Source organism: Mesorhizobium sp. M0618, assembly GCF_040320765.1.
Taxonomy (GTDB): domain Bacteria; phylum Pseudomonadota; class Alphaproteobacteria; order Rhizobiales; family Rhizobiaceae; genus Mesorhizobium.
In genome coordinates this window covers 67,993-80,046 of the sequence record NZ_JAMYQH010000026.1, presented here as the reverse complement: position 1 = coordinate 80,046, position 12,054 = coordinate 67,993, and the positions used below count along the sequence as shown (strand labels likewise).

Annotated in this window: 17 protein-coding genes and 1 pseudogene; 12 read left to right on the top strand and 6 right to left on the bottom strand. The window is 59.4% G+C overall.

From position 1 onward, the window contains the following. Positions 1 to 52 precede the first annotated feature (52 nt). A complete protein-coding gene (locus NKJ04_RS24760; RefSeq protein WP_128304469.1) occupies positions 53 to 352 on the bottom strand; it encodes a PRC-barrel domain-containing protein in 300 nt (99 codons plus the stop codon). A gap of 571 nt (positions 353 to 923) precedes the next feature. Between NKJ04_RS24760 and NKJ04_RS24755 the strand changes: the two genes are divergently transcribed. The 4 genes and pseudogenes from NKJ04_RS24755 (at position 924) to NKJ04_RS24740 (ending at position 4,573) form a co-directional block, all read left to right on the top strand. Next, positions 924 to 1,673 carry a Crp/Fnr family transcriptional regulator gene (locus tag NKJ04_RS24755; RefSeq protein WP_352611746.1) on the top strand — a complete coding sequence of 250 codons (750 nt, stop codon included), beginning with the start codon at positions 924 to 926 and terminating at the stop codon, positions 1,671 to 1,673. Positions 1,674 to 2,056: 383 nt separating this feature from the next. Further along, positions 2,057 to 2,668, top strand: coding sequence for an alpha-ketoglutarate-dependent dioxygenase AlkB (locus tag NKJ04_RS24750; RefSeq protein WP_352677740.1), 612 nt, complete (start codon positions 2,057 to 2,059; stop codon positions 2,666 to 2,668). A 131-nt stretch (positions 2,669 to 2,799) separates the two neighbouring features. Further along, positions 2,800 to 3,236 (top strand): annotated as a pseudogene (locus NKJ04_RS24745) (DUF2231 domain-containing protein). Further along, a complete protein-coding gene (locus NKJ04_RS24740; RefSeq protein WP_352677738.1) occupies positions 3,233 to 4,573 on the top strand; it encodes a PQQ-dependent sugar dehydrogenase in 1,341 nt (446 codons plus the stop codon). Before NKJ04_RS24745 ends, NKJ04_RS24740 begins: the two are co-directional and overlap by 4 nt. A gap of 28 nt (positions 4,574 to 4,601) precedes the next feature. Here the strand turns inward: NKJ04_RS24740 and NKJ04_RS24735 are convergent, their stop codons facing one another. Then, a complete protein-coding gene (locus tag NKJ04_RS24735) occupies positions 4,602 to 5,441 on the bottom strand; it encodes an alpha/beta fold hydrolase (RefSeq protein WP_352677719.1) in 840 nt (279 codons plus the stop codon). A 315-nt stretch (positions 5,442 to 5,756) separates the two neighbouring features. On the opposite strand from NKJ04_RS24735, the gene NKJ04_RS24730 reads away from it, so the two are divergent. Next, positions 5,757 to 6,374 carry a flavodoxin family protein gene (locus NKJ04_RS24730; protein WP_352552089.1) on the top strand — a complete coding sequence of 206 codons (618 nt, stop codon included), beginning with the start codon at positions 5,757 to 5,759 and terminating at the stop codon, positions 6,372 to 6,374. A gap of 144 nt (positions 6,375 to 6,518) precedes the next feature. Beyond that, positions 6,519 to 6,683: a DUF3309 family protein gene (locus NKJ04_RS24725; RefSeq protein ID WP_023811982.1), complete on the top strand. Its 165-nt coding sequence runs from the start codon at positions 6,519 to 6,521 to the stop codon at positions 6,681 to 6,683. A 127-nt stretch (positions 6,684 to 6,810) separates the two neighbouring features. Here NKJ04_RS24725 and NKJ04_RS24720 read toward each other — a convergent pair whose 3' ends face one another. Next, entirely contained in the window at positions 6,811 to 7,650 is an 840-nt protein-coding gene (locus NKJ04_RS24720) for a DUF1236 domain-containing protein (RefSeq protein ID WP_352677716.1), read from the bottom strand. A 235-nt stretch (positions 7,651 to 7,885) separates the two neighbouring features. On the opposite strand from NKJ04_RS24720, the gene NKJ04_RS24715 reads away from it, so the two are divergent. Then, entirely contained in the window at positions 7,886 to 8,299 is a 414-nt protein-coding gene (locus NKJ04_RS24715; protein ID WP_352677714.1) for a hypothetical protein, read from the top strand. Positions 8,300 to 8,394: 95 nt separating this feature from the next. Then, positions 8,395 to 8,553 carry a DUF6894 family protein gene (locus NKJ04_RS33710; RefSeq protein ID WP_502897965.1) on the top strand — a complete coding sequence of 53 codons (159 nt, stop codon included), beginning with the start codon at positions 8,395 to 8,397 and terminating at the stop codon, positions 8,551 to 8,553. Between the two features lie 87 nt (positions 8,554 to 8,640). Here the strand turns inward: NKJ04_RS33710 and NKJ04_RS24710 are convergent, their stop codons facing one another. Beyond that, positions 8,641 to 8,898 carry a hypothetical protein gene (locus tag NKJ04_RS24710; protein WP_352677712.1) on the bottom strand — a complete coding sequence of 86 codons (258 nt, stop codon included), beginning with the start codon at positions 8,896 to 8,898 and terminating at the stop codon, positions 8,641 to 8,643. A gap of 318 nt (positions 8,899 to 9,216) precedes the next feature. Here NKJ04_RS24710 and NKJ04_RS24705 point away from each other — a divergent pair, with 318 nt between their 5' ends. From NKJ04_RS24705 to NKJ04_RS24690, 4 genes are all read left to right on the top strand, one after another. Further along, positions 9,217 to 9,411: a DUF2934 domain-containing protein gene (locus NKJ04_RS24705; RefSeq protein ID WP_352677710.1), complete on the top strand. Its 195-nt coding sequence runs from the start codon at positions 9,217 to 9,219 to the stop codon at positions 9,409 to 9,411. Positions 9,412 to 9,499: 88 nt separating this feature from the next. After that, positions 9,500 to 9,685 carry a hypothetical protein gene (locus NKJ04_RS24700; protein WP_023811976.1) on the top strand — a complete coding sequence of 62 codons (186 nt, stop codon included), beginning with the start codon at positions 9,500 to 9,502 and terminating at the stop codon, positions 9,683 to 9,685. Further along, complete coding sequence (locus NKJ04_RS24695) at positions 9,682 to 10,578, top strand: alpha/beta fold hydrolase (RefSeq protein WP_128304478.1); 897 nt, start codon at positions 9,682 to 9,684, stop codon at positions 10,576 to 10,578. The genes NKJ04_RS24700 and NKJ04_RS24695 overlap by 4 nt, the downstream gene beginning before the upstream one ends. Positions 10,579 to 10,702: 124 nt before the next feature. Then, complete coding sequence (locus NKJ04_RS24690; protein WP_023811973.1) at positions 10,703 to 11,113, top strand: DUF427 domain-containing protein; 411 nt, start codon at positions 10,703 to 10,705, stop codon at positions 11,111 to 11,113. A gap of 30 nt (positions 11,114 to 11,143) precedes the next feature. Here NKJ04_RS24690 and NKJ04_RS24685 read toward each other — a convergent pair whose 3' ends face one another. Then, positions 11,144 to 11,575, bottom strand: coding sequence for an HD domain-containing protein (locus tag NKJ04_RS24685; protein ID WP_352677707.1), 432 nt, complete (start codon positions 11,573 to 11,575; stop codon positions 11,144 to 11,146). 24 nt (positions 11,576 to 11,599) lie between these two features. Then, positions 11,600 to 11,995, bottom strand: a complete 396-nt coding sequence (locus tag NKJ04_RS24680; protein WP_352630753.1) for a GFA family protein — start codon at positions 11,993 to 11,995, stop codon at positions 11,600 to 11,602. Between the last annotated feature and the right edge of the window lie 59 nt (positions 11,996 to 12,054).

Sequence of the window (12,054 nt, the reverse complement as noted above, 5' to 3'; positions counted from 1 at the left end):
CGTTCAGAGAGCGGCCGAACGGCCGCTCCCATTCAAGGTGAAGTCGTTGAAATCATGCATCGTGATGCTCGGGCATGCTCTTGAGCTGATCCTTGGTCCAGTTCGTCACCGCGTGAACGTCGCCGTCTTCATCGCGCATGAATTCCAACTGGCTCGCGGGAACGGCCACTGGCTTGGCGCCTATGCCGAGGAAGCCGCCGACATCGATGACGACCTGACTGGCGGCTCCAGAGCCGTGGACATGCGAAACGCTGCCGACCTTGTTGTCGTCCGCGTCGTAAATCGTGGCGTCTTCGAGAAGGTCGGGCGTCAGTTCGGTGCTTGTGAGGCGTACGTGGTTGGTGTGGTCCATCGTTCGAGACTCCTGTTAGGTGGAATATCTGAACCTCTCAGCCGAGCAATCGTTCCGAACAATTTCGGGGCCGACGGACGGACGACGCAAGGATGCAAGAACCCCCAAAATCAGCCTCGGCCCGAATTGACTCGCAAAGCTCCGTACGGAAGCGTACAAAGGAAAATCGTCAGCAGCACAGTTGGGCGCTGACGCTTGGGAGTGACCATCGCTCTTGCCCATCACGAGGCATGGCGTTGCATGGCGAAGGAGCCCGAGCACCACGTGCTGCCAGTAGACGCGATAACCGCGCTTGCGCGGGATACAGGCGCCACTGAACAGCAGATACGTGAAATCATATCGCTCCTCGGGTTCGATCGCGCCTCTATCCTGCGGGAGGCTCGTTTGCTGGCGAAAGATGGTCAGCCAACAAGGCCTTCGAGTCTTCAGCAGTAACTGTCGGTTTCATACCAACACGCCAGCCCGTCTAGTGCTGCGCGAGACGAAGTCTATGGTTCGTTACCGTCCGCTCGTTCGACGGGCGCGGCCGGCTAAGAGATCCCAGTACTCTTGCCCAAGGGAAAAGAGTCTCGTGGATTACCAGATCCTGCAAGCCAAGAGCGAATTGCTTCGCCGCATGAGCGCGGACGATTTCGCGCGGCTAAAGCCGCATCTGGCGAGCGTTTTTCTTGAGTTGCGTGCGCCGATGGAGACTGCGGGGCAGAAGATCGAGGCCGTCTATTTTCTGGAAAGCGGACTGGCCTCGGTGGTGGCCAGGACTTCGGAGGCGACCGAGGCTGAAGTCGGAATCATCGGGTTCGAAGGAATGACCGGGTCGGCCCTGGTCATGGGGGACGACCAGGCGAACTTTGATTGTTACGTCCAGTCGACATGCGAGGCCCTCCGGGTGGAGGCTGCCCCATTCGTCGAAGCCTTGGAGGACAGTCCTACATTGCGGCCGTTCCTGTTGCGCTATGTCCAATATTTCCATGTTCAGACAAGCTACACGGCATCGATCAACGCACGGCAGAGCCTGGAAGTCCGGCTGGCGAGATGGCTTTTGATGTGCAGCGACCGCACTGTCGGAGACAGGCTTATGATAACCCATGAATTTCTGTCCATCATGCTTGGTGTCAGGCGTCCGGGGGTTACCGTTGGCCTCCAGATGATCGAGAGTTATGGTTATATCCGAGCGCGCCGCGGAGAGATCACGATCCGCGATCGAGACGGTCTCGTGAAGTTGGCGCGAGGCTCTTACGGTCCACCTGAAACCCAGTACCGCCGGCTGATCGGAGATTTGGGCTCGAAGCATCCTGCGAGGCAGGAGCGGCCTCTCGCTTGAGCGCCGGGGTCAACAGAGGCTTCTCCGCCACTGAACCGCCAGGAAGACATTTCGAGTGGCCGACGCGATGATGCCGGTGAGACACCGTTGCCTAAGCCGCGCCGGCCACCGCGGCATTTTTTGGGGATGCCGCGGTGCCAATCTAGTTGCTGACAAGCAACTGGCAACGAAGGCTCACGGTTTGGTAAGAACCGTACGTACATGCACGCAACCTCCCTCGGTCGCATTCAAGGCATGCTCGCGAATCCTGAGTTGAATACAGCACCCGATAAACTCCGGATTGGCAGGCGTTGTCAGATGCGGTGATGTCGCTGGGTGGGGTGCAGATTTGCTGGCCAGGTTCCGATATTGCCAGGCGGGCTGGCCTTCACCATCTAGCTGGGATGGCGACACCCACATCGAAAACACTCGACTCATCCAGGCTCCAGCACGATCTCTTTGGTGCTGCCGACGACCTGCCGGAAGGTTTCCTCTACCAGCCCGAGCTGATCGCGGCGCAAGAAGAAACCGAACTCGCCCGGCATCTCGAAGACCTGCGCTTCGAGGCGTTCGATTTCCATGGCCATCTGGCAAACCGGCGCGTCGTTGGCTTTGGCCTGCGTTACGACTATGACAGGCGTCAGGTCGTCGAGGCGCCGCCGATCCCTGACTTCCTGTTGACCCTGCGGGACAAGATCGCGGCGTTGGCAGGCAAGCCCGCCGACGCCTTCGCGCAAGTGTTGATCAATGAATACCGGCCTGGCGCCGGCATTGGCTGGCATCGAGACAAGCCTCATTTCGAAGACGTTGCGGGTGTTTCGTTGCTGGCGCCTTGCAGTTTTCGGCTCCGGCGGAAGAATGGCACCAAGTGGGATCGCCGCACCATCGTTGTCGAACCAAGGTCGGCGTATCTCATGACCGGACCATCGCGCACGGAATGGGAGCATAGCATTCCGCCAGTTGACCTGCATCGATACTCGATCACCTTGCGGACATTGCGCGCCAACTCCGCATGAGCATCGCGCGCCGAGCCGTTCTGAGGCATCGCCAGCGCCATCACGAGTTCTTGAACGCAAACGGTTCCGGGAACCTCCCAACCACAAGTTGGTTTGGAGGACAGGTACAGCTTCAAAGGTGGAGAATGCCCATGGCCCGTGCCCGATCCGTGTTGGTGGCCGCCAGGCGTCCGTTCCATAAAACGCCGATGGCAGTCGCAAATGCATGTTTCGTCGGCACATTGCTGACCGACGTTGCCTATTGGCGAAGCGCTGAAATGATGTGGGCCGATTTTTCCGCCTGGCTGCTGCTTGCCGGCCTGGTTGTGGGCGTGCTCGCGGTTCTTGCAGCACTGGTCGATTTGTTTACCGGCCGGCTTTCCGGTGAAGCCGGGCGTGTATGGCCATATCTCCTCGGCAGCCTCGTCGTGCTCGTCGTGTCTTCAACGCACTGGTGCACAGCCGGGATGCTTGGACCTCGGTCGTGCCGACGGGGCTCATCCTGTCCGCCGTCGCCGTGATCGTTATTCTCTTGGTGGGCCTGCTGGGATGGAGTTCCGGCCGCACTCAGGTGGAGGTGGTCGAATGAATGTCTCGGCCAGGCATATCAGGCGTATCGCGAGCCTCGGTCTGCTGTGTGGATCGATTTTGGCGCTGCCCGCATGCAGCGATAGCGAACCGGATCCCACCGATCAGGTCGGAGCGAACCCGACGCTGCCTGAACCGATCCAGTATCTGGTGCCGCCGATGCATGTCGCGTCGGTCATCGGTTGGAAACAAGACGAGAAGCCGACGGTCGCCAAGGGTTTGCAAATCCAGGCCTTCGCCAAGGGCTTAAAGCATCCGCGCTCGCTTTACACATTGCCGAATGGTGACGTTCTGGTGGTCGAGTCCGTGGCGCCGCCCGGTGCGGCGATCAAGCGGCCGAAAGACCTGGTCATGGGCTGGATCGAGTCCATGGCGACGTCAGGCGGCGGCACCGAAGGAAGCAACCGTATCACCCTGCTGCGCGATACCAACGGCGATGGTGTGCCCGATGTCCAGGAGGTCTTCCTCGATCATCTCAATTCGCCCTTTGGCGTGGCCCTGGTCGGCAACGATCTCTACGTCGCCAACACCGACGCTATCGTGCGTTACCCCTACATGTCGGGCGACACCAAGATCACCGCCCCGAACACAGTGCTGACGCCGTTGCCCGGCGGGCCTATCGATCATCACTGGACAAAGTCTCTCGTGGCCAGCCCCGACGGGTCTCTGCTTTATGTCGGCATCGGATCCAACAGCAACATCACCGAGAACGGCATCCAGGCAGAAAAGGACCGGGCCGCCATATGGGAAGTCGACAGGGCCACTGGCCGATATCGTATTTTCGCGAGCGGCCTGCGCAATCCCAACGGGCTGAGCTGGGAACCGCAGAGCGGCGCGCTGTGGGCTGTGATCAACGAGCGCGACGAGCTCGGGCCTAACCTGGTTCCCGACTATATGACCTCGGTCAAGGACGGCGCGTTCTATGGTTGGCCGTACAGCTACTATGGTCAGCATATCGACCCGCGCGTGATGCCGCAGCGGCCGGACCTTGTCGCCAAGGCGATCCCTCCCGACTATGCCTTGAGTTCCCACGTCGCACCGCTGGGCTTAGCGTTCTACACTGGAACCAACCTGCCGGACCCGTATCGCAATGGCGCCTTTGTTGGCGAGCATGGCAGCTGGAACCGCAAGACCTTCAACGGTTACAAGGTCGTGTTCGTGCCGTTCAAGGACGGTCATCCAGATGGCAAGCCGCAGGATGTCGTCACCGGTTTCCTCGATAAGGACAACAAGGCACACGGGCGGCCCGTCGGCGTTGCCGTCGACAAATCGGGCGCGTTGCTGATCGCCGACGATGTCGGAAACACGGTCTGGCGCGTAACTTCCGCGAGTCAGTAGGCACCTGCATAAACGCGGATCGCTTCACCTATCTCGGTGCAAATTCCACCAGCGCCTTGACGAATTCTGCCGGTGCCTCGATCGGCAGGAATTCGCCGCAGTTGACGATCACGCGACCTTGCAGGTCCTTTGCTCCAGACAGCCTCAAACCTTCGAGGTAGTCGTCGATCGATCCGAAATCCGCGTCGCCGCGGATATAGAGGATCGGAACTTCGATGCGCGCCGGTACTGCATTGACCTTGGCATCCTCCTTGAACGCGCGATACCAATCAAAGCCGGCCTTAAGTGCCTCCGGCCTCGAATAGGCCTCCGCAAAAGTCTCCCGCATTTCATTGGTCAATGCATCGGGATGTCCGGCGAGCAGATCGAAGAAGAAATCGAAGTAGGCGCGCTGGTGGCCTGTCACCAGCAACTCCGGCAGTTCGGGCACCGCATGGAACGCAAAATGCCAGATGTCCGGGTTTGCCACTATCTTCGTCCAGGGATGAAGGCCGGGGATAACCGTATTCATCGGCACCGCACCAACGATGCGATCGCCATGATGGCGAGCAGCGGCGAAGGCAATCATGCCGCCCACATCAAAGCCTGCAACGACGATGGATTTGGCCCCAAGCGTCTCGGCGGCTGAAATCACGATATCGGCAAGAACCTTCTTTTCCGCCGACGGCGGCGTGCCACGCGATTCACCGATCTCCGGAAGATCGAAAGCCAGCGTAAAGTATCGTGCGCCGAGTTCATCGATCACACCCTCATAGATTTTCCGGGAATGGGGCCAGCCGTGCAGAAGGATCAAGGCCGGTCGGCCCGGATCGCCGGCCATGGATACGGCCAGCCGCATATTGCCTGCTTCGAGGGTCCGGACGAGCATCGTCTATCCATTCTCGGGAACTCAGGAGAAAACGATGAGCGAACGAATAGGTTGCTCGACCGGGTTCCGCCGGCATCGCTCACCGCTGCCTGTTCTCCGGCGGTGGTCGGTGCTCAAGAACCCAGCCCGCTGTGAGCCGGCTGGACCGTCACCAAGTGGGAGGAGGGGCCATCTCGCCACCGGCATGCCGGTCCGCCTGCGGAACAAGCATTCAACCCTGGCGTTGAAATGCGGGCGAACCCGCAACGGGCGAATGGGCTGGCGCAATGTCGTCGCGGCGGCGATTTGCAATTAGGACAATGCAGGGAGATCCAGATGCCGCTTACGGCCTTCGCACTCAATTGCTCGCTCAAAGCATCGAACGACAGGGAAAAATCCTCCACCGATCGGTTGCTCGCCGATGTCCTGGCGGCGCTGATGCAATACGAGGTGAAGGGCGAGATCGTGCGTGCGCTCAGCCACGATATCAAGCCCGGCGTGCTCTCCGACATGGGCGAGGGCGACGATTGGCCGAAACTCAGGAAGAAAATACTGGCGGCCGACATTTTCGTGCTCGGGCTCCCGATCTGGCTTGGCCAGCCCTCGAGTGTGGCCAAGCGCGTCCTGGAGCGGATGGATGCGTTTCTCGATGAGACCGATGACAGAGGGCGCATGCCGGCAGCAGGAAAGGTGGCCTTGGTAGCCATCGTCGGCAATGAGGACGGTGCGCATCACTGCCACGCGGAATGCTTTCAGTCACTGAACGATGTTGGCTTCACCATCCCGGCCAATGGCGGGGTCTATTGGGTTGGCGAGGCCATGCAGGAGGTCAACTACGTCGACCTGCCGGCAACTCCGGAAAAAGTCTCGGGTGCGATCGAAATGGCAGCCTCAAACGCCGCCCATCTCGCTGGATTGCTGAAAGAGCGGGACTACTCGGGCGTCTCGGGGTGACCTTTGTTCGCCTAAACACTACCTTAGCAGCGTCGATGAGGTCTCAATCGGGAACAGGAAGGCTTGTAGCGAGTTCATATTCTCATCAGCCGGCGATCGCCGCTCCGTCTATACGGCGCGAAGCCGCAAACAGGAGAGCAAGTCATGGGTCTCGGCACGATTCTTATCATTATTCTGGTCATTGCATTGCTTGGCGGTTTTAGTGGTCTTGGCGGCGGGCCTTTCTACGGCACCGGTTACTATGGCGGCGGCGGTCTCGGTCTGCTGCTGCTTGTAGTCATTATCTTAGTCGTGCTCGGGCGTCTCTAGCCGAGTCCGCGATGCGGGTGGCAGAATGTATCACCTGCCGCTTGCGGTCCTTCTGGGTTGCTTTGAATCCATAGCAGTCCAGCAATGACGGTCCGCCCTCTAGAGGGCGGACCACTCGTTGGAGATGTTAGGTCAAAATCAGGACGATCTTGAACGTATCCGGATCAACGATGACGATCCGGCCGTCCGCAAGCACGAAATACTCGTAACTTTCGTAAGCGGGAACGATCTTGACGATACGAGCCGGCAAACGATGCAGCCTGACCTTCTGCCGTGGGACTTCGACGCCGACGGTGATGTCAAAATCGACATTGGACACAGGCTCGACCTTCGTCTCCCGGATGATCTGAGTGACCTGGGTTTTCTGCTCCACCGTCACGTTGTTGATGGAACCGGTCGACGTCGTATCCTGTGTCGAGGCCTTGCCCTGAGCCTGCTCGTCGGTCTGCATCTTGGTCTTGTCCCGAGCCTGCTGGTCGGTGGTGGTGCCAGCCTTGCCCTGAGCCTGCTCGTCGGTCTGCATCTTGGTCTTGTCCTGAGCCTGCTGGTCGGTGGTGGTGCCGGCCTTGCCCTGCGCCTGCTCGTCGGTCTTCAGCTTGGTCTTGTCCTGAGCCTGCTGGTCGGTGGTGCCGGCTTTGCCCTGCGCCTGCTTGGTCTTGTCCTGAGCCTGTTGGTCGGTGGAGTTGCCGGCCTTGCCCTGCGCCTGCTCGTCGGTCTTCAGTTTGGCCTTGCCCTGCGCCTGTTGGTCGGTGGAGGTGCCGGCCTTGCCCTGAGCCTGCTCGTCGGTCTTCAGCTTGGCTTTGCCTTGGGCCTGCTCGCCCATCTTGGAACCGCCCTGGCAGTCGGCCTGCCCGGAAGCGCAATTGGCGTCTGCGCCAGATTGGCTTTCGGGTTGTTGTGTCTGAGCCATTGCCGTTCCACAGCCGAGCCCGATCGCCAGCATGCTGGTAATGAGAACATGTTTCATGGGGAAATCTCCCTTGGTAAGGTTCGTCCCTTCAGTGCGTAGAACCAGAACCCAAAAAAAATGTTCCGAGATAGTTGAGTGAGGTCTAAAAAAACGACCTCACTCGGGACCATATGATCGCGGGCGGAAGCCGTCGTTAAAATGACCTTTTCAACCTTGCCGATTGCCCTAGCTCTCTCCTGAGAGGAGGCCGGATATGGCAATTTATAGTCTGAGGGTGGTCAGCTTCATTTTCGTGGCACTGGCTTTCGTTCCGGCCGCCGCGCATCTCTTCGCGATGTTCAACAAGATGAAGCTCGACGGGCCAAACTATCTGGCTGCGCAGCGCGCCTATGATGGATGGAGCCTGTTCGGAATCGTGGTGCTGGGAGCATTGCTCTCTACGGCCGCCCTGGCGATCCTGCTCTACCGAGCGAGTGCATCTTTCGGCTTGGTTGTCGTCGCCTTTCTCAGCATCGGCGCCACGCAATTTGCCTTCTGGACGCTGACCTACCCAATCAATCAGGCGACCCGGAACTGGACTGTCCTGCCTGAAAACTGGGAGCTGCTGCGGCGCCAATGGGAGTATTCACATGCCATCGCCGCCGGCCTCAATGCCTTGGCGTTGCTTGTGCTTTTCCTATCGGCGCTTCGCGCTGCGGTGCGTTGAACGACCACGTCTTCACCAGCACGGCCGCCGAGCGGGCAGGAACCCCAATGAAGCGAAATCACTGACCCGCCCGATGTTTCCAGCGTGGCCCGAAAATGAAGCGGTACTATTTCGATCTTCAAAACGGTGACGGCGCGGTACCCGACGATGACGGGCAGCTGTTCGAATCCCGGGAACAAGCCAGAGCGGAAGCAATTCGTATTTGCAGGATGTTGCCCAAGACGAAATGCCCGACTGCGATTTCGTCAAGGTAACCGTCAAAGTACGCGATGAGATCGGTGCGCAGATGTTTGAGGCATCGCTTGTTCTGACCTCCGGATGGAGCGTGTGATGCCGCAGTGCTAGCGGCGATACCGCACCGGGATTTGCACGACGTTCTCCGATCCAGGCAGATCAAAGGCCATGGCCAGTTGACGTACGGAGGCCATCTCCACGATCAGTTCTTCGATCGAAAAATCCGGCAGGCCGGTCTTCACCCTCTGCCTCACCCTGGCCGCAAGTTCATGAACCCGCACCGGGACGAAAAGCGGGCTGTCGTCCAGCAGCTTGCTGATTTCGATGACCACATCGGCGTCGATGTCTTTCGGCAATTCCCGCATGGGCGTCACCTCCTCTCGAAGCAACAGCCCGTCATGTCGATGCGACGGGCGATCAGGCGTTGAGCGCCGGGCAAGGGGTCGGAGAGGGACGTGCTCGGCGCTGGCCGATAGCCAGATTCATAAAGCTGCGGGCATCGGTGTGTCACGAAAAAATATCGGTACGAAAATTACCAAGCGGCTCATCCCACGCAATCCAAAAGCGCCTTCCCCGAAATCGCGACTCCGGCAGCGCTGTTCCCGACAGAGGAGGAACAAAAATATGGGGAGGAACAAAAAATATGGCCCGGAATTGAGACTGACGAATTGGAGGATTTAGCCATGGACAGCAAGGAAGAAAAGATCAAACGGCGAGCCCATGAAATCTGGGAGCAAGAGGGCCGGCCGGCTGGCCGCGAGCAGCAGCACTGGGACCAGGCCGTGCAGGAGATCGAGGCTGAGGGTTCGGAGTCTGAACGTGGCCCGGTTTCGCCTGATCCGACAGTTGCAGCCGATTCCAATAGCTCGAAGCGTTGATCGTCAAATCCATGGCGTCTTGAGAGTACGATCAGGCAACCAAATTGGTGGAACCTCGTTTGCCGGACAGCAACCAGAGGAGGTTTCGATGAAGAGGTTCTTTTTACTCCTGGTCCTGGCCGCCGTCCTTGCGCTCGGCGCCTGCGACAACAATATCGAGCCGATGAAAGCCAACACCGGCACCATCAACAAGAACCCACAGATTGACCAGGCCGCCAGACCAGAGTCCACGACTGGTGGTGATCAGCCAGCCACTGTGCCTCAGGGCAAATGAACTCGGTCTCACATTGCGACACACCTCTGCTGCGCGTCGCCTATCTCGATGGTGGACCGCGAGACGGCGCCCCGGTTATCCTGCTGCATGGCTGGCCCGACGACGCGACGACATACGCTCGCATTTCGCCAGCCCTTCATGAAGCTGGCTTTCGGACGTTTTCGCCTTGGCTGCGAGGCTTTGGGCCGACATCGTTCCTGTCAGAAGAAACCATGCGCTCGGGCGAGATTGCCGCGATGGCGCAGGATGTGCTGGATTTTGCCGATGCGCTTGGCCTCAGCCGCTTTGCGGTTGTCGGACACGATTGGGGCGCTCGGATATCCTATCTGCTCGCGTCGGTTTTCCCGGACCGCATCAAGTGCTGTGCTGCGCTGTCGCTCGGCTGGCAACCAGGCAAACCAGCAACGCCGGCGCCCGGACAAGCGAAAGCATTTTGGTATCAATGGTTCATGGCGACGGCCCGGGGCGCTGAGTTCGTACGAAACAATGGCAAGAAATTCGCCAGATACCAGTGGGATAGCTGGGGCCCATTAGGCTGGTTCGACGACGCTATTTTCGATGGTGTCGCGAGTTCGTTCGAAAATCCTGACTGGGCGGATGTGACGTTGCATTCCTATCGGGTCAGATGGGAAGAGGCCGAGCCCGATCCACGCTATGCCGAACTCGCCCGCCGGCAAGCAGCGGTCAAGATCATCACGGTGCCAATCCTGACGCTTCATGGTGGCGACGACCGCGTTGTGTTTGCCCAGTCCTCAGAGGGGCTCGAAAAGCATTTCACCGCGTTCTACAGGCGGGTGGTGCTGGATGGCATCGGACACTTCCCGACGCGTGAGGCTTCTGATCAGGTTTCGCGATTGTTGGCTGCGTTTCTCGATAGCCATGGCAAGCGCTGAAGTGGGGTCGTCATTCGACCTCATAGTACAGGCCGGAACCTGACGCATCGCCGTGCATTTCGTCTCCATGCATGACGAACCGAAATGCGGTCTCGCAATCAATCGGCAGCCAGGGAGAATTTGAATGCAAGCTTCAGGCGCAATCTCAACACACCATGCTGGCCAACTGGCCATAGAACCGTTTGCCGGCACGGTGACGGTACGATTTTCCGACGCCATAGTCGCTGCCACGGAACGGGCGAAAGTGCTTCAGGAAGAAGGACATGAGCCCGTGTTCTACATCCCTTTCGAAGACATCTATTTCGACCTTTTCGAAAAGACGAACACCACCAGCCGCTCCCCTTTGAAAGGCACCGCGAGCTACTGGCGCGTCCATGCGGTGGGCAGCTCGGCTGACGATGTCATGTGGGCATACGAGACGCCTGAAACCGCGGCGCGGCCCATTGCACGTCATGGTGCATTCGATCCGGAAAAGGCGCGCATCGATGCCGAGCCCGCGGAGGACAGACGGCACACGCCCCACGTCCCGGAGTAGATTGCCCGTTCGCAGCGGGGCGATCTGAATTCAAGGCTGGTGCTGACGGCGCGGAAACTCGTCATCAAGGATGCATAGTGCCTCCTCATATTTGACAGTCGATGCCCCGACCTGTCGTGCCTGCCAGATATTGTCCGCCAGATCCGCGCGCTTCACCGGCAGCGCCAATGGATTCGATGCCGCTCGTCGCACAAACGCGAAGTAATCCTCACCGGACCTGCGCGACATGGCGTCGACGGCCGAAGCGATCGTCGGGCCAAAACCGGCCTCTTCCAACTTGGTCCGGTCCCAGCCTTCGCCCTTTTCGAGGACGTCATGGAGATAGGCGACGACCTTCTGGTCCTTGGTTTTGACCGCGTCAACGATACGGCGGCAGTGCTCGATATACGGTCGCCCGGTCTTGTCGCGCTGTGCTGCGTGGACCTCTTCGGCAATCTTGGCCGCCCGGTAAAACATGCTCATCTGGCTTGTCCTTCAGACATGGTTTCACCATCGCTCCTCAGTATCGTGGTGCGGCAGGTCTATTCCGCAGCAAACCCAGCCAAGTCGCTGCCTCGATCCATAATTGTAGCGCGGTTCCAGCCGAGCCGGATCGTCGAACGTTCCGATATGCAGCGCGATCTCTCCGGGCGATGCGTCATAGGCAAGGCTGAGCGGCGATCCGCAGGCGGAGCAGAACCCCCTACGGGCAATCGGCGAAGACCTGCGATAGGTCGGCGTCGCATTGGTCCAGGTCACGCTTTGGGAAGGCACCCAGGCCAGAACCGCGAACGCACTGCCGGTCGCCCGCCGGCACATATCACAATGGCAGTAATGCACTCTCGGTTCGCTTCCAACGCGGAAGCGGATCGTGCCGCAGAGACATCCTCCGCTCAGTTCCATTTTGGCGCCCCGGCTGACTTGCCGCTCCAACGCCTCTCGCGCGGTCTCATGCGAGCACC

Bases quoted from the DNA above. Each gene is read 5' to 3' on its own strand.
- NKJ04_RS24760 (WP_128304469.1), bottom strand. From the start codon at position 352: ATGGACCACACCAACCACGTACGCCTCACAAGCACCGAACTGACGCCC.
- NKJ04_RS24750 (WP_352677740.1), top strand. From the start codon at position 2,057: ATGGCGACACCCACATCGAAAACACTCGACTCATCCAGGCTCCAGCAC.
- NKJ04_RS24740 (WP_352677738.1), top strand. From the start codon at position 3,233: ATGAATGTCTCGGCCAGGCATATCAGGCGTATCGCGAGCCTCGGTCTG.
- NKJ04_RS24735 (WP_352677719.1), bottom strand. From the start codon at position 5,441: ATGCTCGTCCGGACCCTCGAAGCAGGCAATATGCGGCTGGCCGTATCC.
- NKJ04_RS24730 (WP_352552089.1), top strand. From the start codon at position 5,757: ATGCCGCTTACGGCCTTCGCACTCAATTGCTCGCTCAAAGCATCGAAC.
- NKJ04_RS24725 (WP_023811982.1), top strand. From the start codon at position 6,519: ATGGGTCTCGGCACGATTCTTATCATTATTCTGGTCATTGCATTGCTT.
- NKJ04_RS24720 (WP_352677716.1), bottom strand. From the start codon at position 7,650: ATGAAACATGTTCTCATTACCAGCATGCTGGCGATCGGGCTCGGCTGT.
- NKJ04_RS33710 (WP_502897965.1), top strand. From the start codon at position 8,395: ATGAAGCGGTACTATTTCGATCTTCAAAACGGTGACGGCGCGGTACCC.
- NKJ04_RS24710 (WP_352677712.1), bottom strand. From the start codon at position 8,898: ATGCGGGAATTGCCGAAAGACATCGACGCCGATGTGGTCATCGAAATC.
- NKJ04_RS24705 (WP_352677710.1), top strand. From the start codon at position 9,217: ATGGACAGCAAGGAAGAAAAGATCAAACGGCGAGCCCATGAAATCTGG.
- NKJ04_RS24700 (WP_023811976.1), top strand. From the start codon at position 9,500: ATGAAGAGGTTCTTTTTACTCCTGGTCCTGGCCGCCGTCCTTGCGCTC.
- NKJ04_RS24695 (WP_128304478.1), top strand. From the start codon at position 9,682: ATGAACTCGGTCTCACATTGCGACACACCTCTGCTGCGCGTCGCCTAT.
- NKJ04_RS24690 (WP_023811973.1), top strand. From the start codon at position 10,703: ATGCAAGCTTCAGGCGCAATCTCAACACACCATGCTGGCCAACTGGCC.
- NKJ04_RS24685 (WP_352677707.1), bottom strand. From the start codon at position 11,575: ATGAGCATGTTTTACCGGGCGGCCAAGATTGCCGAAGAGGTCCACGCA.
- NKJ04_RS24680 (WP_352630753.1), bottom strand. From the start codon at position 11,995: ATGGAACTGAGCGGAGGATGTCTCTGCGGCACGATCCGCTTCCGCGTT.